Origin of the sequence: Alteromonas sp. KUL17 (assembly GCF_006538305.1) — a bacterium.
Lineage (GTDB): Bacteria > Pseudomonadota > Gammaproteobacteria > Enterobacterales > Alteromonadaceae > Alteromonas > Alteromonas macleodii.
Map to the genome: position 1 here is coordinate 18,724 of NZ_BJKJ01000002.1, position 20,660 is coordinate 39,383.

At 45.0% G+C, this 20,660-nt stretch carries 20 protein-coding genes; 6 read left to right on the forward strand and 14 right to left on the reverse strand.

All coding sequences use genetic code 11. The features are described 5' to 3' along the window. Positions 1–41: 41 nt before the first annotated feature. A complete protein-coding gene (locus KUL49_RS01970) occupies positions 42–2,165 on the reverse strand; it encodes a 3-hydroxyacyl-CoA dehydrogenase NAD-binding domain-containing protein (RefSeq protein ID WP_131136120.1) in 2,124 nt (707 codons plus the stop codon). Between the two features lie 245 nt (positions 2,166–2,410). On the opposite strand from KUL49_RS01970, the gene KUL49_RS01975 reads away from it, so the two are divergent. The 3 genes from KUL49_RS01975 (at position 2,411) to KUL49_RS01985 (ending at position 4,629) form a co-directional block, all read left to right on the forward strand. After that, positions 2,411–3,325: a haloalkane dehalogenase gene (locus tag KUL49_RS01975; protein ID WP_131136121.1), complete on the forward strand. Its 915-nt coding sequence runs from the start codon at positions 2,411–2,413 to the stop codon at positions 3,323–3,325. A 44-nt stretch (positions 3,326–3,369) separates the two neighbouring features. Beyond that, a complete protein-coding gene (locus KUL49_RS01980) occupies positions 3,370–4,134 on the forward strand; it encodes an SDR family NAD(P)-dependent oxidoreductase (protein ID WP_014949228.1) in 765 nt (254 codons plus the stop codon). Positions 4,135–4,353: 219 nt separating this feature from the next. After that, positions 4,354–4,629 (forward strand): hypothetical protein, encoded by a 276-nt coding sequence (locus KUL49_RS01985; RefSeq protein ID WP_131136301.1) that lies wholly within the window; start codon positions 4,354–4,356, stop codon positions 4,627–4,629. Between the two features lie 443 nt (positions 4,630–5,072). Here KUL49_RS01985 and KUL49_RS01990 read toward each other — a convergent pair whose 3' ends face one another. After that, positions 5,073–5,438: a DUF4870 domain-containing protein gene (locus tag KUL49_RS01990; RefSeq protein ID WP_014949226.1), complete on the reverse strand. Its 366-nt coding sequence runs from the start codon at positions 5,436–5,438 to the stop codon at positions 5,073–5,075. Positions 5,439–5,449: 11 nt separating this feature from the next. Next, entirely contained in the window at positions 5,450–5,599 is a 150-nt protein-coding gene (locus tag KUL49_RS21020; protein ID WP_242633696.1) for a gamma-glutamylcyclotransferase family protein, read from the reverse strand. A gap of 366 nt (positions 5,600–5,965) precedes the next feature. On the opposite strand from KUL49_RS21020, the gene KUL49_RS02000 reads away from it, so the two are divergent. The 3 genes from KUL49_RS02000 (at position 5,966) to KUL49_RS02010 (ending at position 11,728) form a co-directional block, all read left to right on the forward strand. Then, positions 5,966–7,786, forward strand: a complete 1,821-nt coding sequence (locus KUL49_RS02000; protein WP_131136122.1) for a M2 family metallopeptidase — start codon at positions 5,966–5,968, stop codon at positions 7,784–7,786. Between the two features lie 264 nt (positions 7,787–8,050). Then, positions 8,051–10,900, forward strand: a complete 2,850-nt coding sequence (locus tag KUL49_RS02005; RefSeq protein ID WP_242633697.1) for a ligand-binding sensor domain-containing diguanylate cyclase — start codon at positions 8,051–8,053, stop codon at positions 10,898–10,900. 195 nt (positions 10,901–11,095) lie between these two features. Next, entirely contained in the window at positions 11,096–11,728 is a 633-nt protein-coding gene (locus tag KUL49_RS02010; RefSeq protein WP_014949222.1) for an SDR family oxidoreductase, read from the forward strand. 184 nt (positions 11,729–11,912) lie between these two features. On the opposite strand, the gene KUL49_RS21025 is transcribed toward KUL49_RS02010, so the two are convergent. The 11 genes from KUL49_RS21025 to fabD form a co-directional block, all read right to left on the reverse strand. Continuing rightward, positions 11,913–12,146, reverse strand: coding sequence for a hypothetical protein (locus KUL49_RS21025; RefSeq protein WP_242633698.1), 234 nt, complete (start codon positions 12,144–12,146; stop codon positions 11,913–11,915). 25 nt (positions 12,147–12,171) lie between these two features. Then, positions 12,172–12,471: a pyridoxamine 5'-phosphate oxidase family protein gene (locus KUL49_RS21030; RefSeq protein WP_242633699.1), complete on the reverse strand. Its 300-nt coding sequence runs from the start codon at positions 12,469–12,471 to the stop codon at positions 12,172–12,174. Between the two features lie 36 nt (positions 12,472–12,507). Further along, positions 12,508–13,290 (reverse strand): TatD family hydrolase, encoded by a 783-nt coding sequence (locus tag KUL49_RS02020; RefSeq protein ID WP_131136124.1) that lies wholly within the window; start codon positions 13,288–13,290, stop codon positions 12,508–12,510. A gap of 63 nt (positions 13,291–13,353) precedes the next feature. Then, the gene (gene holB / locus KUL49_RS02025) at positions 13,354–14,241 is read right to left on the reverse strand and encodes a DNA polymerase III subunit delta' (RefSeq protein ID WP_131136125.1); all 888 of its coding nucleotides are present in this window, start codon (positions 14,239–14,241) and stop codon (positions 13,354–13,356) included. Continuing rightward, positions 14,241–14,915, reverse strand: coding sequence for a dTMP kinase (gene tmk, locus KUL49_RS02030; protein WP_131136126.1), 675 nt, complete (start codon positions 14,913–14,915; stop codon positions 14,241–14,243). Before tmk ends, holB begins: the two co-directional genes overlap by 1 nt. A 59-nt stretch (positions 14,916–14,974) precedes the next feature. Next, positions 14,975–15,994 (reverse strand): endolytic transglycosylase MltG, encoded by a 1,020-nt coding sequence (mltG, locus tag KUL49_RS02035; RefSeq protein WP_131136127.1) that lies wholly within the window; start codon positions 15,992–15,994, stop codon positions 14,975–14,977. A gap of 113 nt (positions 15,995–16,107) precedes the next feature. Then, the gene (pabC, locus tag KUL49_RS02040) at positions 16,108–16,959 is read right to left on the reverse strand and encodes an aminodeoxychorismate lyase (protein ID WP_014949216.1); all 852 of its coding nucleotides are present in this window, start codon (positions 16,957–16,959) and stop codon (positions 16,108–16,110) included. Between the two features lie 233 nt (positions 16,960–17,192). Then, the gene (gene fabF, locus KUL49_RS02045) at positions 17,193–18,431 is read right to left on the reverse strand and encodes a beta-ketoacyl-ACP synthase II (protein ID WP_014949215.1); all 1,239 of its coding nucleotides are present in this window, start codon (positions 18,429–18,431) and stop codon (positions 17,193–17,195) included. 80 nt (positions 18,432–18,511) lie between these two features. Continuing rightward, positions 18,512–18,751 (reverse strand): acyl carrier protein, encoded by a 240-nt coding sequence (gene acpP / locus KUL49_RS02050; protein ID WP_012518211.1) that lies wholly within the window; start codon positions 18,749–18,751, stop codon positions 18,512–18,514. 199 nt (positions 18,752–18,950) lie between these two features. After that, positions 18,951–19,691 carry a 3-oxoacyl-ACP reductase FabG gene (gene fabG, locus KUL49_RS02055; RefSeq protein ID WP_014976326.1) on the reverse strand — a complete coding sequence of 247 codons (741 nt, stop codon included), beginning with the start codon at positions 19,689–19,691 and terminating at the stop codon, positions 18,951–18,953. A 9-nt stretch (positions 19,692–19,700) separates the two neighbouring features. Then, positions 19,701–20,630 carry an ACP S-malonyltransferase gene (gene fabD / locus KUL49_RS02060; protein WP_076012705.1) on the reverse strand — a complete coding sequence of 310 codons (930 nt, stop codon included), beginning with the start codon at positions 20,628–20,630 and terminating at the stop codon, positions 19,701–19,703. Positions 20,631–20,660: the final 30 nt, after the last annotated feature.

The window sequence follows — 20,660 nt, forward strand, 5'->3', positions numbered from 1 at the left end:
AGCTCTCACCGTCGATTAACTCTCGCTAACGAGAGCTTTGTCTACTTCGCTTTATAGCTTTTAAACGTGCCGCCGCTTTGGGCCAATTTCACCAACAAATCACTTGGTTCAAGCCACATCTTTCCGTAATCACCCAATTGATCACGATAGGTAGTCAGCTTATCTAAAATAGTGCCTAGCCCTACTTCGTCGGCATATTGCATAGGGCCGCCGCGATACACAGGGAAGCCATAACCGTAAACATAAATCACATCGATATCGCTAGATTTAGCTGCAATGCCTTCTTCTAAGATGGCAGCACCTTCGTTAATCAATGAGTACATGACGCGAACTAGAATTTCCTCATCGCTAATGTCTGAACGCTGAACCACGCCTAAACGTTCTGCTTCTTGCTTGGCAATTTCTAGTACTTCTGGATCTGGGACAGGAACTCGACTTCCAGGTTCATAGTCGTAAGCTCCGCGTCCGGTTTTGAGTCCGTTGCGCCCCTTTTCTACTAAGCGATCTGCCACTGCACCGTAAGCGGGGTCGTGTGCAATGTGCTCTTGTCGAGACTGTCGTACATAGTAACCAATATCTAATCCAGCCATATCACCCATAGTGAACGGCCCCATTGGCATGCCAAACTCGGTTAAAACACGATCAACTTGCTCAGGTGTTGCTCCTTCTAGCAGTAAGCGGTTAGCTTCACGGCCGTAAGGCTCAATCATGCGGTTACCTACGAATCCGAAGCAAACGCCTACCAACACCGCTACTTTCTTGATGCGTTTAGCCATCTTCATGCAGGTTTTAATGACTTCAGCAGATGTCTTCTCTGCTTTAACCACTTCTAGCAGTCTCATCACATTCGCTGGCGAGAAGAAGTGAAGACCAATTACATCTTCAGGACGGGATGTGGCTGTCGCTATTTCGTCTATATCCAGTGTTGACGTATTTGAAGCCAAAATGGCGCCTGGCTTACACACTTTATCCAGCGTCGAGAATACGGTTTTCTTTACTTCCATCTTCTCGAAAACGGCTTCGATGACGAGATCAACATCAACTAAGTCGTCATACGACGTAGTACCTGAAAGCAGTGCCATGCGGCTCTCTACCTGCTCTTGGGTTAACTTGCCTTTTTTCGCTGAGTTTTCGTAGTTCTTTCTAATAAGCGCTAATCCCTTCTCTAGCGCTTCTTCTTTGAGCTCAAGCATTGTGACTGGAATGCCGGCATTGGCGAAGTTCATAGCGATACCACCGCCCATTGTTCCGGCGCCGATAATCGCAACTTTATCAATGTTGCGCTCAGGAGTATTTTTGTCGAAATCGCTCACATGACCTGCTGCGCGTTCAGCAAAAAAGAAATGCTGCTGGGCACGTGCCTGTGGCGTATTCATACACTCCATGAAAAGCTTGCCTTCATTTTTAAGGCCATCTTCAAAAGCAAGCGTGTAAGCGCCGCGTACCGCTTCGATACATTTTAATGGAGCAAAGAAACCACGAGTCGCTTTTTTAGTTTGTGCAGTTATTGCATCAAACACCGCCTGCGTTTCGTCAGACATGGACAGCGTGATATCACTGGTGCGTTTAATCGCTTTATCTGGCGTTAATGCTTGTAAATACGCTTTTGTATCTTCAAGTAAATGCTCAGGCTTATCAGAAATTTTGTCGAAGACACCTGGAAGTTTGACCACCGACGTAGGCTTGCCTGTTACGATCATTTCTAACGATGTTTGTGCGTCGGCTAAACGAGGAAGGCGCTGAGTACCGCCTGCGCCCGGTAATATGCCTAGATTTACCTCTGGAAGACCCACCTTATTGTCGGCAAAGGTGATGCGATGATGGCAAGCTAACGCCACTTCTAAGCCACCGCCGAATGCTGGTCCAGGGAGAACAGCAACAACCGGCTTAGACGCATTTTCAATCTTGTCTAGTACCTCAGGCAGCATGGGAGACAAATCGCCACCAGAGAATTCGCTGATGTCAGCTCCACCCGAAAAAATAGGTAGTGAAGAAGTAATAACAATGGCACGTACGCTGTCGTCATCTAGTGCATTGTTTATGCCTTCTATCAACCCTACTCTGATAGCGCGTGACAGCGCATTAACGGGCGCACTTTGCATTGTCAGCGTGGCAACACCCTGTTGTACTGCATATTCTACGGCTTTATTTTCCATCTCAGTCATAACCATGTCCTGTTTATCACGTTAACTGGATGTTATTGCAGTGTTGTCAATCATCCAAGTTTATTGGTGTTATAGACATTTATCATAATATTTAATATTGACCGCCAGCCCCTTTGTGAATTCATTTCTCTGCGCAGAGCCTGTCCTACCTTGCCTAAGGTTTATTTGACAGAAAATAAAACCGGTGTTTTTGTTAATCAGGCAACACTTGTAATTACATTTTATTTACAAAAGGATGATTGGCTATGCAAGTGCTTAAAACACCGGAAAGCGCCTTCGACACGATCACTGACTTTCCCTACTCCCCCTGTTTCACTGAAGTAACAGACACAGTAAGCAGTGAAATAACAATGGCCCATTATCAATGTGGACCGAAAGATGGACATACCGTGCTATTAATACACGGCGAACCGACGTGGGCTTATTTGTACCGCAAGATGATGCCCTTATTGGCTGATGCGGGATTCAATGTCATCGCGCCGGATCTCATTGGTTTTGGACGCTCAGATAAACCAGTAAGAAAGGAGGACTACTCCTACGCTCGTCATGTGATATGGCTAAAAGACTGGTTTTCACAGGCTACTAAGGGCCCCGTTACACTCTTTTGTCAAGACTGGGGAGGTTTACTAGGCCTGCGACTTGTCGCCGATATGCCTGAGCGTTTTTCGGGTGTAATGGTGTCTAATACCGGATTGCCCACTGGCGACCACCCGCCAAGCGATGCTTTCATCAAATGGCGCCGATTCTCACAGGATGTCGCCATATTTCCCACATCTACGATCATTCAAAACGCCACAACCACTGTTCTAGACGAGGCGACGCTTGCAGCTTACGACGCCCCTTTTCCAGACGAAAGCTTTAAAGCAGGTGCGCGTATGTTCCCTATTCTTGTTCCTACAAGCCCAGACAATGCTGAGGCACAGGCGAATAGACAGGCATGGGAAAAGCTAAAGCAATATAACAAACCTTTTGTTACGGCTTTCGGTGATAGCGACCCCGTCACTAAAGGTGGCGATAAGGTATTTCAAAAGCTCATTCCGGGCAGCAGCGGCATGGCTCATACCCTTGTGGAAAACGGTGGTCACTTTATCCAGGAAGACCAAGGGGAAATGCTAGCCAAATTACTCATTCAATTTATAAACCAAACGCAGCTGAAATAGCCACGTTTCAAAAAACATTAAACAGTTACCAACAGGAGATTACCATGGATGCTCTACTCGACTTTTCAGGGCAAGTTGTATTAATCACCGGCGCAGGCAGTGGCTTTGGCCGCTTGTTATCGCTAGGTCTTGCCAACCGAGGAGCAAAACTCGTTCTTTCAGACATTAACGAAACCGCCCTTGAGGAAACGAAAAAGGATGTAAAAGCACTCACTGATGTCGTGGTGCTAGCGGGTAATATTGCTAGCGAGTCGCTAAATAAGGCGCTGGTTGAAACAGCCATTGAAACCTTTGGCAAACTGGATATAGCCGTAAATAATGCAGGCATAGCGCATAACCCTGCACCAATTCATCAAATGACAGAGGAAATCATGGACTCGCAGTTCGCTGTGAATGTAAAAGGCGTTATGTTTGGAATGAAGTACCAAATACCCGTTATGCTTGCACAAAAGCAAGGGCACGTTTTAAATGTAAGCTCACTTGCAGGACTAGGTGGAGCCCCTAAAGGCGGTGCTTATGCTGCAGCAAAACACGCGGTTTCGGGGATAACCCGCACAGCCGCGGTGGAATACGGCCGAAAAAATGTTCGCGTTAATGCAATTTGCCCATTCTATAGTCCTACCAATATTTTGAACGTAGACGGGTACAACACCCCTGAAGCGCGCGAGCAACTAGGCATGGGAAGTCCTATGAAACGTCTAGGCGAACCGCAAGAAATCGTTAACACCATGATGCTGATGCTTTCCCCTGGCAACTCTTACATGAACGGGCAAACCATAGCAGTAGATGGTGGTGTTACAGCGTGGTAATTTTTATCTCGCAGTTTCGAAATACATGCAAAGGTATTTTTTGATATAACTTTGTATGACTCATCATGTTTCTCTTTCGTTCTACTTTAGGTGTAATGAAGAGGAACAAACAAAATCGATGAATGAGGCGAGTGCAACCGCCTCTGCAATCGAACCCCTATCAAGTAAAACCCAGTAATTTTATTTAGCGATTAAGTTGAACAAAAAGAGAAAAATGTGATGAAAAAGCCAAGTAAAAACATTTTTTTAGCTACCACACTTTGTATAACCTATTCGTTGATTAACGTTAGTATTGCGCAAGAAGCTCAATCTACGCTTGTAAATATGAAGGAAGTGCCTTCTTCGCAACTATTAAAGAAGCAACGTCAAAATAAACCGCTAGCACTAAGCACAGTGAAGCGCGGTATTGATGTTTCGCTTCAAACCACCAAACAATCCAAAAGCCAATACCTTATTCATAGCGCACTGCCAAGTCACCGCTTCAGCGCTAAGTAACTTTTAGGCGAGTACTCGTCTATCAGGTTAATCCTTTATATAACGCCATTCTTTCGTTTATTATTCTTTTTTACTCTATCGCACACGCAGCAATAGTATTCTACGAATCAAATATTTATACCAATCCGCATAGATAAGTGCTAACCGACGACATAACGCTTCTGAAAAAGTAACGACATTAGCGACATATGAGTTAATTATACTAATTGTGAATAGCGCGACACCTATTTGAAAACTATCTTCAAGATTACCACAGGTAGAAGAAGTCACAGGAAAGAGGTGAACATGCTTTTAAAACCAAAACACATCGCGTTATTGTTCACGCTGGCAATTGCAGTATCTGCAATGGGATAAGCACGAAGGCGTTTCAACATGGAAACGCCCTTCGAAAGCGATCTTAAGTCGCAGTTTTTCTTGCTAGACGTGACGTAGGATTCTTTAGGTTAACGTTTAAAAAACTCAAAGCTTAGCGGGTACACCCACAACTCCCCTTTGTTCGCTTTGACTGCTGCCACGATAGCAAAGACGATGTTCATTAATCCAAGAGCGATGAAGCCTAGCGCTCCTATGATAATCAGCGTCAAGACAAAACAAATAACAGAGTAAATGAGCAAGCTTATTAACCAATTCGCTGTCACCCTGCCGTGCTGATTGATGTCTTCGTTTTGATCTTTGTGAGCAATCCATAGCACGATAGGCAATATGATACCTAAGCCAGGTATAATGAAACTGGATAACTGAGAAACATGAATGAGTGTACAGTAGCTTCGAGCGTTCAAGCCCCAGTAGAGTGGTTCTTCCGTTGACATAATGGTCCTTTTTATTGTGTTGGTTTGATTTGATAAATATAGGCGTTTTCAGTGTGACCGGCATCAAGCTTAACAGGAACAATGACTCGCTCATATTGGTTACCTTCAAACTCATCCAGCATGGCCCAGTTTTCGGCAAGTTGAGTAGACGTTAGCATCATGCCCTTCTACCGTACCAGACTGTTACTGGCCATCAATATGAGCGACGATATGGTGATTTGGACAATTAGGAGCAAGGCTTCCGTAGATAAACAACCTTTCTAAATCAGGTGTAGCAGACGTTACATTGTCATTGTTTTGCATTACTTTAACCTATTATAAAAAACTTTTCGTCAGGTGTTGAGGCAAATTTAAAAACAGGCCCCAACCGTTCGCATTGCTAGTTATAAATTGCCTAAAAAAGCCAGTGCTTTTGTGAGAGTAATATCGAATTTGTTTTACAAAAGCAACACAGCGTTACACAATGCAAGAGCATGTCTATGTGAACGTCGATTCACGTAAAAAACACAATAATTAAAGGACAAAGTATGCTCAATCACAAACGTACTCTGATAGCAGCATTGGTAAGCGTTTCGCTTATGGGGTGTGGCGAAAGTACAACACAGACAGAAACTAAACCACAACTCACTGCACAAGACGCCAAGCAGTTTTTAACACAGGCGCAAAATGATATTGCAAAAATGCAAGTTCCTGCCGCTCACGCCGAGTGGAGCTACGCCACGAATATCAATTTCGATACAGCAGCAGTCAGTGCTTACTTTAATGAAGTGCTTTCTACCAAGGTTGCAAAGTTAGCTAAAGAAGCGGCGAAATTTAACGATGTAGACGTAGATGCCGACACCCGCAGACAGCTTGACCTACTTAAAAACAGTTTAACAATGCCGCCGCCGGCAGATGCCGAAAAAGCAGAGCGGCTTGCAAAAATTGGTTCTGACCTAAGTGCCATGTACGGCTCTGGTGAGTATTGCAGCGAAGATGGTACGTGCAAAAGCTTGGTTGAAATGAGCTCTGAAATGGCCACCCTACGCGATGCAGACAAGCTACTAGAATATTGGTCAGGCTGGCGTGAAGTATCTAAACCAATGGCAGGACTCTATGCAGAACAAGTATCGCTTGCCAATGAAGGCGCTGCAGAGCTAGGTTTTGAAAACGTCAGCGCCTTGTGGCGTGGAAAGTACGATATGCCAGCAGATGAATTTCCCAAGGAATTGGATCGCTTATGGACGCAAGTAGAGCCTTTCTACGAGTCACTACATTGCCATGTGCGCGCTAAGCTAGGTGAACACTATGGCGAAGACGTAGTACCTCAAGACAAACCAATCCCAGCCCATTTATTAGGTAACATGTGGGCACAGTCGTGGGGGAATATTTACGATATCGTTAAACCTCAGCAAGAAATGAAAGTTCCTGATGTTACAGGCGCATTAGCTGAACAGGGGTATGACGAAATCGCCATGGTTAAACAAGCAGAGTCATTTTTCTCATCGCTTGGCTTTGAAGAACTTCCAGATACCTTTTGGGAACGCTCTATGTTTCAAAAGCCTGAAGGCCGTGACGTTCAGTGTCATGCCTCTGCGTGGGATTTAGATGACAAAGACGATCTTCGTATAAAGATGTGTATTCAAAAGACTGGCGAAGAATTTAACGTTATTCACCACGAATTAGGTCACAACTACTATCAACGCGCTTATAAAGACCAACCACTTCTTTACCGTGGTTCGGCAAACGACGGCTTCCACGAGGCTATTGGCGACACCATCGCTTTATCAATAACACCTAAGTACCTTAAGCAAATCGAGTTAATTGATGAGATCCCAGACGCATCAAACGATATCGGTATGTTAATGCAAGTTGCGTTAGACAAGATTGCCTTCATTCCTTTTGGTCTGATGGTCGACCAATGGCGCTGGAAAGTGATGTCAGGTGAAGTAACACCTGAACAATACAATCAACTATGGTGGGAATTGAGAGAAAAGTATCAGGGTGTGATGGCGCCTGTTGAGCGCAGCGCCGACGCATTTGATCCGGGTGCAAAATATCACGTGCCTGCGAACGTACCTTATACACGCTATTTCCTAGCGCATATCCTTCAATTCCAGTTCCATAAAGCACTGTGTGACATTGCAGGTGATGAGGGCCCGCTTAACCGTTGTTCTATCTACGGCAGTGAAGAAGCCGGTAAAGCACTTAACGAAATGCTAGAGATGGGTATGAGCCAACCTTGGCAAAATGCGTTAGAAACACTGACAGGCTCACCGCAAATGGATGCCAGTACTATCGCTGACTACTTTGCGCCACTAAAAACGTGGTTAGATGAGCAAAATGCTACACGCCAGTGTGGCTGGTAACTATATCCGTTATGATTAGCCACTGGCTAACATAATTCATGCAGTCCAAAAAGCCTCGAATTTCGAGGCTTTTTTTGTTGAATTTAAACTTTTGTACCATTGTAAGAGCGGTAGATTAGCGTAACGTTAGTGTATAAATTTTATGTAATTTTTGATTATATTATGCGCACCCTGTTGGTACTTTCGCTTTTCATAGTTTTTACTGCAACTTGCAGCCTACCTGCACGCGCGAAACCTATTGCCCCAGCGTTTCACTCCTACAATATGGATAGTGGTATCGCCCACGTATCCATTTCAGATATTGCGGAAGATAAATATGGTTTTCTGTGGTTGGCATCGCAGTCTGGTGTCGATAAATTTGACGGCTATACATTTCGAAACTTCGGCTTGTGGGGTGAAGACAAGTCAACAGGCCTCCAGACCCTGTTCGCCCTTCAGATAGAGGCAAGCATAGACGGTCAATACCTGTGGGTGGGGACATACAGCGGGCTAAGCCGTATAGATGTTGATACTGAGTCGTTCAAGCACTACACGTTACCGGCGTCAGAGCCTTTCAATAAACAGGTAATTAATAGGATCAAGACCACCCACAATGGCCAGCTTTGGATAGTCTCTGAGCGAAACCTTTACACATACTCTCCAGAATCAGACAGTGTAGAACTGGTCAGCTACCTTCCCAGTACCACGAGTACACTGACAGACATAGAACTTATCGGTAACACGCTTTATGTCACTTCCACCTCGGGCCTTTATAAACTTGATCCGTTTAAGAAGTCTCTTGAGTTAGTGGCTTTTGAAAACATAAACTTTACTCGACTGGTGGCAGCAGAGAAATCTCGATTCTGGTTGGGCACCGCTACCCACGGCGCATGTTTGTTCAATCCCGACGAACAAAGCACTACCATCGACAAAAGCTGTACCTCTGAAACTCACGGATTATCTGATAACTACGTTACAGACATCTTATTAAAGGACAACGGTGATATATGGGTTTCTACTCAGCGTGGGCTGAATATTTTAACGTCACATAACCCCAACTCTGTGCTGCGTGCACCGATTAACGAGAAAGATGCGGCCAAAGAGAGAATTTCAAGCCTTTATCAAACGAAAGCTGGGCTGGTTGTCGTTGGCACCAGAGACGATGGGTTTGCGATCAGTAACCCTCTGCTTAGCAACTTCTACTCTCAGGAAATAGGCGAAGGACGAATCATCTCCTCTTTATCGAATTACAAAGATAACCAAGTATGGGTAGCGAACGAAAAGGGCCTTTGGCTTTACGACACGATAAGTAAAACTCAAGAAGGCCCATTTACTTCCAATGGTGCATTTGCGAGTAGCGAAGACACTAACGATAAGCTGTTGAGCGTGTTTTATCATACAAAAAGCGATGCATTATGGGTAACCACACGCACAGGCCTCGCCAAACTGAACCCTCAGACCAGAAACCTAGAATTTGTTGCGCTGAATGGTAAGTCGGGTTACAGCATTAATATCGATGATGACGGAGACATTTGGTATGGCGGCTACAGCGATGGGCTATTTGTATATCGCCCGTCAGAAGATAGGGTAATAAAGCAATGGCCATTGTCGCTGACAACGAGAATTGTTTTGGACGACAATGAAAACGCATGGTTAAGTACGGTATCCGGTTTATTTGTTGCGAATAAACTGACTGGAGACTTGACCAGCGTCAGTGAGTTTACGGACAAGATATCAGATCAAACTGTAGTGACGTGGATTTCTCAGTCAAAACGCGGTGGTTATTGGATTGGAACGCAAGCAGCTGGACTCTTCTTTATGTCTAAAGAAGGCAGTGATTTGTCAACGATTAAAGTGACACAAATTAAGCCTGAAAGTCGATTGAGCAATGTATCCATTGGGGCAATTGTTGAAGATGATGAATATGGGCTTTGGATCTCTACAATTGAAGGGATTGCGTATTTAGCACCTGACTTGTCTACCCTTTCTTATTTCGGTGCAGAAAACGGCGCACTGTCTACGGGTTACTATATTGGCTCTGTCACCGTAACTGAAAATAACACAATAATGTTTGGTGGAGCGGAAGGCGTAACACAATTCACCCCTTCACAAGTGGCAAATGTAAAGTGGTCACCTGGAGTGCACCTCACAAACGTTGAAACGGTGAGTAGGAACGAGCAAAACGGAACAACCTATCAGCAAAGACAGCGCCTAGACGAGGTAATCGAACTTAAACATAACGATATTGCGCTCACGATTGAATTTGCCGCCACTGATTATATGAATGCAAACGAACTTACGTATGCCTATAAACTCGCAGACTTTGAGAACAGCTGGCGCTTTACTGACTACAAGACAAGAACGGCCACCTACACCAACTTGGACCCAGGACGCTACCGCTTCACTGTTAAAGCTATAAATCAAGAGAATGAATGGAGCACCAATGCAGCGCAACTTGAAATAGTTGTAGTTCCACCATGGTGGGATAAGCCTATATGGCGCGTGGCGATTACCCTGCTAGGCATGCTGTTGATTTCATCGATGGTGTGGCTGAGGATAGCATCGTTGAAAAAGCGCTCTGCTGAACTTGCACTAAAAGTTGAGGAAAAAACCCGAGACTTAGAAGCGGTCGTAGAAAAGTTGACGCAGCTTTCAACTCAGGACGCATTGACGGGTCTAAAAAATCGTCGCTACTTTACACAAAGAGCCAAGGCAGCATGGCAAAATTATAAACGCCACAATCATACTTTCTCCTTGCTAATTGTTGATATTGATTTCTTTAAGCGTATTAACGATGAATACGGTCATCATGTGGGTGACACAGTACTGGTCAAAATAGCTAGGATCCTGGAAGATAGTTTAAGAGAAAGTGACGTTATTGCGCGATGGGGCGGTGAGGAGTTTCTTATATTACTGCCTTCATTAAAGGTACAAGAAGCGTTTTGGGTGGCAGAAAAGCTACGTAAAACTGTCGCGGATTACGAAATCGATGCTCCCCCCTACTCTGTATCGGCTACCATAACCTGTGGTGTAGCGGATATACGAGATTACGATAGCGTCGAGGCTTGCATCCACGCTATCGATAAAAAGCTATATGTCGGCAAAGAATCAGGCCGAAATGCGGTGATAAAATAGCCGCTGGCAGATCATCGTACCCATTAGTTTCTCTTCCCCCCATTGCATTGCCGTTTAAACGGCAATGCATGCAGGCAAACGTTTTGTCATGCATTTTATCGCAGTAATTGATCGCTTTCCTTTTTACCCGCCTATGTATTGTGAATTCTTAAGTAGCTTAAGATGAGCGAAATCACCCACAAGGAGGATGAAAACATGGCAAATGTATTAGTAATCGGCGCATCAGGCCAAATTGGTAAGCAAGCAACAGTGAAATTGTTGGATGCTGGTCACAAAGTCGTAGCGCCAGTAAGAAGCCCAGACAAACTGTCAGATATCCAAAATGCCAACCTCACAGTGGTTGAGCAGGATTTAGAAAAAGATTTTTCAGCACACTTTGAAGGTGTGGACGTTGCGGTTTTCACAGCAGGTTCAGGCGGTAGCACCGGCGCAGATAAAACACTTATGATTGATCTTTGGGCGGCCCGCAACGCGGTTAACTATGCAAAAGCGGCGGGGACACCCAAATTTGTTATGGTTAGTTCTATTGGTGCAGACGATCCTGACGCCGTGGAGTCAGCAATAAAACCATATTTGGTTGCCAAACACATGGCCGACGAGCATTTAATTAATAGCGGCTTACATCACGTAATACTTCGACCTGGCACTTTATTAAATGAACCGGGCACGCATTTAGTACGAACCGATATGCCAAGCAATAGGGACGATGCTGTAATACCAAGAGAAGATGTAGCGACAGCTATTGTCGAAAGCGTTGCAAGAGAAAGTAATGCTGACTTGATCACCTATTTATTTAAAGGTGATACACCAATTTCCCATATTTTCTAGGTGAGCGACTTTTCTAGTGATCGGCGCCCTCTCATTTGCCAATGCGTTATCGCGTCTATTCAAGCTAGAGAGGGCTTACTTTTTGCTTCGGTCGCCGGTTTGTATGCTGCTGACTTAGGTGGTGCCCAGAATAGGCAGTATCACGCACTCAATATGTGCCTACTTAGAGGCTAGAGATAGTCACCTACGGTATCAATGACTGGCTAACCCAGTTGCCATTTCCGTCTTTTTGATGCCACTCTCGACTTTGAGGGTTACCTCTCAAATTCAGGTAATCTACGCTATCAATAGCCAGCATGATCACGCAAAAGTGAGGTGGAACTACACCAAAATCCCCTTCAACCTGTAGTGCCGAACCATCGTTTCTTGGCGTGCCGGGCTCGCCCCACAAAAACTGCTTTTTGCCTGCATCTGACAATTTATTCCAGTGCTGAGTAACTAAGTCAGCATCTTGATGTAACGTTATTATTGTTGCAGTACAAGAGAAGCGATATTGCTCTCTGGTTTTTAGAAAAATACCAACACACCTGCGAGTGAGGATTCTGGCCAATCTGGTCATATTTATCTGAGCGGGTGTCAGAAATAACCACCAGTTGGTTGTCGTCGGTGATCCCTCTAAAAACCACGGTACGGCAGTACGGTACACCACTACCGTCCACAGTAGCTAACTGAAAGTAACGACTTTCTGGCATACTGCGGGTTTGGTGAAGACTCTTTGTCAACCCTTGTCGCCACTGGGGCATAACCACCTCCGAGAGTAAAATCGCCTATACTTACCGCTACGCGGCTTTCTTCTTCGCAGCTAAAGAAAACAGGGAGTAGAAGTTTTGCGTGGTAATTTTCGCTAGTTCTTTTAACGTCACGCCTTTAAGCTCAGCAATAAATTCTGCCACTTCTACCACGTAACCTGGCTGGTTTTGTTTACCTCGATGAGGAACTGGCGCAAGCCATGGTGAGTCAGTTTCAATAAGTAGTCGCTCTAAAGGGATCGCTTTTACCACTTCACGCAATTCATCTGCTGAATTAAAGGTTACGATGCCTGAAATAGAGATATAGAAGTCCATCTCTATTGCTGCCAGCGCCATGTCTAATGACTCAGTAAAGCAATGCAAAACACCTTTGGTGTGCGCAGCTTTGTGTTGGCGGAGTAAGTTAATGGTGTCTTCCCTTGCATCCCGCGTATGAATAATTAACGGCTTTTTAGTTTCGTTAGCTACTTTGATGTGGTCGACGAAAGACGTTAGCTGGACTTCTTTACTTTCCGGACTATAAAAATAGTCCAGCCCAGTTTCGCCAATGGCTACCACTTCATCACGCTGCGCATTCTCTAACAGTTCTTCATAGCTACACGCTTCATCTTGATGTAGTGGGTGCACACCGCAAGATACTGATACATCTTCAAACTGACTTACAGTTGCTAACATGCTGTCGTAATCACCAACAGATACGCACACACAAAGGAAGTGTTCAACACCTCGGGTTCTTGCGAAATTTAAGGTTTCAGCCAGCTCTTCTGGCCCTTGCTTAAGTCGGTCTAAGTGACAATGAGAATCTACGAACAAACTACACCTGTTTTAAAAAATTGCTGTCAGACAAAAGAGCTTCGACAAGCCAGCGTTTGTCTATTAACGTTGAAATTGCTTTAGTAATCCAAAAAGTACCATTGATTTGTTAACACCTGCGTGCTGCAGCGTTCTTACCGCATCAACACACGCTTCATAGCGTTTAAAATCAACAGCCTGTTGACGTTTTATGTATTCGTCATGGGCCATCTGTTGACACCACAATGCGATCTGAGACGCATTGTCCTGCCACTTATTCGCAAGCGTTTGTACTTGCAAATTTGCATCGCCTGCTAAGAGCGCCTGCATACCATCGCTAAAATTGCGATAGCTAATGTCTTCTTCACCACTGAGGGCCTCTTCTACGCGAAGAGGAGCATAGCCATAAGCTGACAGTAACGCTTCGCTTGCATCTTCTACGCCCTTAGCGTTTAAGTAGTTCAAACTGTCTGACACTGACGGGAGTGAGAGTATCTGCCGTTCACATCGACTTAATATGGTCGGCATAATTTTGTTGATACTGTCAGTGATCAGCAGCAAGAAGGTATTATTTGTGGGTTCTTCCAAGGTTTTCAACAGTGCATTAGCTGCCGCTTCCGTCATGGTATCGGCACGAGGTATTAACAACACTTTATTGCCCCCCATTTGCGCAGTACCTGATAGCTTGCCAATGCCCTCGCGAATTTTATCCACACCTAACTGCTTTTCACTTTCTAAAACATGAAAGTCTGGGTGGTTTCCAGCTTGCCTCAAATGGCAACTTTGACACTGTTCACATGGCCCATTTATGCTTGGCTGCTTACACAATAGCGCATTGCTTAACCCTAACGCGAGTTGGTATTTACCAATTCCCTTTGGCCCTGTCAGCAATAAACCATGGTGTAGTTTCTTTGCCATATATCGCGACAGTAACGTCGAGAACGTTGTAGCAAACCAGGGCATTACTTGCATTAGCCTTTCCCCTGCTGGCTTTCGTTTCGAGCAATGTTACTGCTTTCGCTACTTGTGTTCGTCACATAGTCATTGATAGTCGCAATCACGTCTTGATGAACCTTTTCCATAGGCTGCATTGCACTAACCACGACGATAGATTCATCTTGCTTAGCAAGAGACAAGTATTTTGCACGAGTTCGTTCGAAAAAGGCGAGCCCCGCTTGCTCAATGCGGTCAAGCTCCCCTCGCCCACGGGCGCGCTCTAGTCCGACAGCTGGCTCGACATCTAGGTATAAGGTTAAGTCAGGCTTAAACCCTTTAAGGGCGATATCGCTGATGGCCGTCATCGTTTTTTCACTGACGCCTCGACCACCACCTTGATAAGCTTGAGATGATAAATCATGTCTGTCACCTACTACCCACGCACCAGCATCAAGTGAAGGTAAGATTTTATTGGTAAGTAATTGCACACGAGCCGCATACATAAGAAGTAGTTCAGTCTCCTCACTCACGGTTTCATCCCAAGCGTGTTTTACACATTCTCGAATGGCTTCAGCCATGGGTGTGCCGCCCGGCTCACGAGTTTGCTCAACGCGCTTTCCTGCATCTTTCAATGCTTGAACAATAAGCCCAATCACTGAGCTTTTTCCTGCCCCTTCAAGGCCCTCTACTACAATAAACTTTCCGCGCATTACTTTTTAAACTCTGTTTTTATTTAGCTATAACGTATTAGTTGTCTGCATCAATACGGCTATCGTTTTAACTGGTATTTTCGCACAGCTGCATTGTGTTCAGCTAGTGTCGTAGAAAATTGATGACTGCCATCGCCCTTCGCCACGAAATAGAGTGCATCCGTAGTTAGTGGGTGCAACGCAGCGTGAATGGCGGCCTTGCCTGCCATAGCGATGGGCGTAGGTGGAAGCCCTTTGACAACATAAGTATTGTAAGGCGTTGCTGTTCGCAAGTGCTTACGGGTAATGTTTCCGTCAAACGTAGGACCGATACCATAAATCACTGTGGGATCAGTTTGAAGACGCATATTTCTGTTGAGCCTATTGACGAAAACGCCTGAAATCATGTCACGTTCTTCAGGCACAGCTGTTTCTTTTTCAATGATACTCGCCAAGATAAGAGCCTCGTAAGGTGTGGCTAACGGCAGTTCAGCATCCCGTAACTCCCATTCGCTAGAGACAAAGTCAATTAGCGCGCGGTGCGCTCTTTTCAATACCTCGCTTGCGGTTGTGCCTTTGGTAAAGAAATACGTATCAGCCAAATATACGCCCTCTGTCTGCGAAACGTTTTCGCAACACCAATCTACGCCATTATCCTGAGTGAGCTGGTTTAATTTCCCTTCGTTTAAATCAAACATCAAATCAGTGTTTTGTTTAAGCGCCTCAAGCCACTGTGCAAGGGTTAGCCCTTCGACTAAACTCACTGCGAAGAGATGCTCATCGCCCTCAGTAAACAAGGTAAACACATCTACTAGTGACTGCCCTGGGCGCAGCATGTAGGTGCCAGACTTAACAGACGTACTGCCTGCAAAGAATTTGAGCCACACCTTAGCAACAAAGGGCGACACATCGGTCATGCCTATTTTACGCAAGTGTTTCACGGTACGATAAGCGTTGCTGCCGCTCTCTATCGTAAATAAGGTTTCACTTTTTAATGCTAGTTCATCGGTAACCTTGCTCGAGACATACATTACGCCAGAGGCTGCCCCAACAACGGCAAGCATGAAAAGAGATAATAGAATAACAATTACCCGCTTCATGCTTGAACTTCCCCTTTCTTCATTGCTTTACATTCCATTTTATTTCTTTTTACTACTAATCTGGTGAAGCTCGTAAAACGTTGACGAACCCCGTTGTGAGAAGTGCGTTTTAGTTAATTTTGAAGCGCAGTCTGAAGCCGTGTCTTTAGCGCTACAATCGCATCGCTTCTTACATCAAAATCGACATAAGAGAAATCCGGCATTTGTATTTTCTGTACCGGCATTACGCCCATTAGTGCATTGGTAATTACCACTGCACTCGCTTTTCGCAAATAAGAAAGGTCATATTCCCCCACATGAAGCGAACAATTGTCGTTTAACAGCGAATCAATAAGACACTGCCTGACTACGCCATTGACACCGCTTCCCTTCAAAGACGGGGTATACCATTGTTCATTGAGGTAGAAAAATACATTGCCAGCACTCGCTTCAATAATGTTATCTTGGGTATCGCAAACAATAGCATCGTGTACGCCAGCGTCGTCTACTTCGTGCTTAATTAAGACTTGTTCTAGCCTGTTCATATGCTTTACACCCGCAAGCAATGGTTGAATGGCTAACCGCGTTTGAGCGCATATTACCGTTGCCCCTTCATTTGCAAGACTATCGTAATGGACAGGGTAAGGGTGCTGGCTAAATCTGACTAATGCTTCACTGTCTTCGCTTCGCGCATACCCCCTTCCGGCTTGACCTCCCGACACGTGAACTTTTAGCACATATTTTGGAGAAGCGTTATCACCTGAACCGCTCTTTATCGTCTTAACCTGTTCAGCAATTGCGGCTTCAAGCGCGCGGATATCAATATTGAGCTTGATGGCTGCCGCATCGTGCTCTAAACGTGAAATATGATAAGGCAATAATTCTACTTGATGTTCACTTACCAACAATGTGGTAAACACACCGTCGCCATAATTAAACGCCCTGTCACTTGATGAAATAGGCGTAGCGCTAGGAATAATTCTCACTGCCTACTCTTGTTCGCCGTTATTGTGGTTGTTGGAAGTATACCAACTTGCGTTGGTCAGACAACGTCTAGCTGAATTGATTTGGCTGTAGCTGTGCTCAAAGAGACCTGAGTTTTATGATATTTACTGCGAGATTTAACTGTATAAACAACAAAAGGCAGCCGAAGCTGCCTTTTAAATTTACGTGAATTACACTTAAACAGCGATAATTACGCTATATTAGTTACGCCGTATTAGATACGCTTGAAAATCAATGAGCCGTTCGTACCGCCAAACCCGAATGAGTTACACAGTGCGTAGTCTTCATTGAATGCTTTCGCTTTGTGTGCAACAAAGTCTAAGTCGCAGCCTTCACCTGGCTCATCCAAGTTAATGGTTGGCGGCGCCATTTTGTCACGCAGTGCCAAAATAGTGAAAATTGCCTCAACTGAACCGGCGGCCCCTAGCAAATGGCCTGTCATTGACTTGGTAGAGCTAACAAGTAGCTTGTGAGCATGGTCATTGAACACGCGTTTTACTGCTGCCACTTCCGCAATGTCACCTGCAGGCGTAGACGTACCATGTGCGTTAACATAGCCGATTTCGCTTGCATCCAACTTCGCATCATTTATCGCGTTTTGCATAGACGCTGCCGCACCTTCTCCATCTTCAGGTGGAGAAGTCATGTGGTATGCGTCGCCGCTCATGCCAAAACCAACCAGTTCTGCATAAATGGTCGCGCCACGCGCTTTGGCTGCTTCGTATTCTTCTAGCATTACCACGCCAGCGCCCTCACCCATGACAAAACCATCGCGGTCTTTATCCCATGGGCGGCTTGCTGCTTGTGGGTTGTCGTTGCGAGATGACAACGCACGTGCTGCGGCAAAACCAGCCATGCCTAGCGGAGTAATAGACGCTTCTGCGCCTCCGGCCAACATGGCATCAGCATCGCCATAAGCAATTGTTCTTGCGGCAATGCCAATGTTATGAACGCCTGTTGTACAAGCAGTCACAACGTTTAAATTCGGTCCTTTCAACCCTTCCATGATAGACAAAAAGCCTGAGATCATGTTGGTAATGGTTGAAGGTACAAAAAATGGCGATACGCGCTTAGGACCGCTATTTGTCAGTTTCAAATGGTTTTGTTCAATTTGTTCTAAACCACCAATACCTGAACCAATAGCTACACCTACACGATGCGCATTATCTTGTGAAATAGTTAAACCAGAATCGACCAAGGCTTGCTTGCCTGCTGCTATACCCAGCTGGATAAAGCGGTCCATTTTCTTGGTTTCTTTCTTTTCAATGTATTCCTGCGGATCAAAATCATTAATTTGACCTGCGAAACGGGTTGAATAGTTACTACAATCGAAATGGGTGATTTCACCGATGCCGCTTTCGCCCGCGAGCAATTTGCGCCATGTGTCTTCGCTATTAAGACCTAATGGTGAAAGCATTCCAAGACCAGTAACCACTACGCGACGTTTTGTCACAAAAAGCCCTCGCTTTGGAACTAAGGTAGGAGATACAAAAACGGCTCTGTTAGAAGAGCCGTTTTGTCGCTACTTAAGACTTAAGCGTCTTTGTTAGCGTTGATGTAATCAATTGCTGATTGAACAGTAGTAATTTTTTCTGCTTCTTCGTCAGGAATTTCAGTATCGAATTCTTCTTCCAAAGCCATTACTAGCTCAACAGTGTCAAGTGAATCAGCGCCTAAATCGTCAACGAATGAAGCTTCAGCTTTTACTTCTTCTTCTTTCACGCCAAGTTGTTCAACGATGATTTTCTTAACGCGTTCTTCAATGTTACTCATAATTCTAGGTTTCCCTTAAACGTCACTAGATAATAAAAGTGCCGCTAGTTTATTTTGCAAGGTGCATCCTTGCAAGCACCAGTTTAAACAAATTTTCTGGTCAAACCAGCGACATTCGAAATTCGTAAAATACTATTTTTACATCCAAGTTCGGGTAAATACCACCCCAAACTAAGGAAAATTCGCAATTTTTGCGAATTCACCCCATATACATACCACCATTTACATGGATAGTTTCGCCTGTAATATAGGCTGCACCATCGCTTACTAAAAAGGCAACAGTGGCTGCAATTTCATCAGGCTCGCCTAATCGGTTAGCCGGAATATCTTTGAAAATGGCTTCTTTTTGGTCATCAGTCAGCGCTTTTGTCATATCGGTATCGATAAAACCAGGCGCTACAACGTTGATGGTAATACCACGAGAAGCCACTTCACGCGCCATTGATTTAGAAAAGCCAATGACCCCTGCTTTCGCTGCAGCATAGTTTGCCTGTCCGGCGTTACCCGCACTGCCCACCACTGAACCAATGTTCACGATGCGACCAAAACGCTTCTTCATCATACCGCGAAGTACCGCTTTCGACAGTGTGAAAATTGAGGTTAAGTTGGTGTCGATAATGTCCTGCCACTCGTCATCTTTCATGCGCATTAGCAGATTATCACGTGTGATACCTGCATTATTGACCAAGATATCGATACCACCATGTGCTTCATTAATTGCTTTAATCGTGGTATCTACGCTTTCTTTGTCGGTGACATTTAGTGCAAAGCCTTTGCCGCCGAATTCAGAAAGATAATCGCTGATCGCTTGCGCACCATTTTCACTGGTTGCGGTTCCGATAACCGTAGCACCTTGCTGAGCAAGCTGCGTGGCAATCGCTTTGCCTATACCTCGGCTTGCGCCGGTAACAAGCGCAATTTTACCGTCTAATTGACTCATTGCGTTTCCTTATTGTTTTAATGCTTCAACACCATCAGGTGTATTAACTGCAAGAGATTCTAGGCTCTTGTCGATACGTTTGTTCAATCCAGTAAGTACTTTACCAGGACCTACTTCGATAACGCGCTCAACGCCCGCTGCCGCCAAATATTCAACAGTACGTGTCCATTGAACGGGGCAATATAGTTGTCTCACTAATGCGTTCTTGATTGCATCACCTTGGGTTTCTATAGTGACATCAACATTGTTCACAATATTGATTGCAGGCTCATTAACGTTCAATGACGATAATGCGTCTTCTAACTTATCTGCTGCAGGACGCATTAACTCACAGTGTGAAGGAACGCTTACCGCAAGAGGAAGTGCGCGCTTGGCGCCCGCTTCTTTACACGCATTAGCAGCTTGCTCGGCGGCGTTCTTTTCCCCTGCAATAACCACTTGGCCTGGAGAGTTAAAGTTAACTGGTGCAACTACATCGCCTGTAGCAATAGCAGTTTGCTGACAAATATCAGCAATGGCGGCATCGTCTAACCCGATAATGGCATACATGGCACCCGCACCTGCTGGTACAGCTTCTTGCATATATTTACCACGGGCTTCTACAAGCTTGATAGCATCAGCAAAATCCATGGCGCCGCCACATACTAATGCTGAGTACTCACCAAGGCTGTGACCCGCTAGGTAATCTACGTCTATGCCCTGCTCGCGAATAACACGCCAAATTGCTACGCTAGCAGCAAGCAACGCTGGCTGAGTGATATGGGTTTCGTTAAGTTTACCGTCTGCATCGTTTTGAACTAAATCCCATAGGTCGTAGCCGAGCGCGTCAGAGGCTTCTTTAAACGTTGCTTCGATAATTGGAGAAGTCTCAGCAAGTTCCTTTAGCATACCTACGCTTTGAGAACCTTGTCCTGGAAATACACAGGCTGTCTTTGTCATGTCGATTCCTTATTATTTTTAATTTACTAG

Bases quoted from the DNA above. Each gene is read 5' to 3' on its own strand.
- KUL49_RS01990 (WP_014949226.1), bottom strand. From the start codon at position 5,438: ATGTCAACGGAAGAACCACTCTACTGGGGCTTGAACGCTCGAAGCTAC.
- KUL49_RS01970 (WP_131136120.1), bottom strand. From the start codon at position 2,165: ATGACTGAGATGGAAAATAAAGCCGTAGAATATGCAGTACAACAGGGT.
- KUL49_RS01985 (WP_131136301.1), top strand. From the start codon at position 4,354: ATGAAAAAGCCAAGTAAAAACATTTTTTTAGCTACCACACTTTGTATA.
- KUL49_RS01975 (WP_131136121.1), top strand. From the start codon at position 2,411: ATGCAAGTGCTTAAAACACCGGAAAGCGCCTTCGACACGATCACTGAC.
- mltG (WP_131136127.1), bottom strand. From the start codon at position 15,994: ATGAAGCGGGTAATTGTTATTCTATTATCTCTTTTCATGCTTGCCGTT.
- acpP (WP_012518211.1), bottom strand. From the start codon at position 18,751: ATGAGTAACATTGAAGAACGCGTTAAGAAAATCATCGTTGAACAACTT.
- tmk (WP_131136126.1), bottom strand. From the start codon at position 14,915: ATGCGCGGAAAGTTTATTGTAGTAGAGGGCCTTGAAGGGGCAGGAAAA.
- fabG (WP_014976326.1), bottom strand. From the start codon at position 19,691: ATGAGTCAATTAGACGGTAAAATTGCGCTTGTTACCGGCGCAAGCCGA.
- KUL49_RS02000 (WP_131136122.1), top strand. From the start codon at position 5,966: ATGCTCAATCACAAACGTACTCTGATAGCAGCATTGGTAAGCGTTTCG.
- KUL49_RS01980 (WP_014949228.1), top strand. From the start codon at position 3,370: ATGGATGCTCTACTCGACTTTTCAGGGCAAGTTGTATTAATCACCGGC.
- KUL49_RS21020 (WP_242633696.1), bottom strand. From the start codon at position 5,599: ATGATGCTAACGTCTACTCAACTTGCCGAAAACTGGGCCATGCTGGAT.
- KUL49_RS02005 (WP_242633697.1), top strand. From the start codon at position 8,051: ATGGATAGTGGTATCGCCCACGTATCCATTTCAGATATTGCGGAAGAT.
- KUL49_RS21030 (WP_242633699.1), bottom strand. From the start codon at position 12,471: ATGCCCCAGTGGCGACAAGGGTTGACAAAGAGTCTTCACCAAACCCGC.
- KUL49_RS02010 (WP_014949222.1), top strand. From the start codon at position 11,096: ATGGCAAATGTATTAGTAATCGGCGCATCAGGCCAAATTGGTAAGCAA.
- holB (WP_131136125.1), bottom strand. From the start codon at position 14,241: ATGCAAGTAATGCCCTGGTTTGCTACAACGTTCTCGACGTTACTGTCG.
- fabD (WP_076012705.1), bottom strand. From the start codon at position 20,630: ATGACAAAGACAGCCTGTGTATTTCCAGGACAAGGTTCTCAAAGCGTA.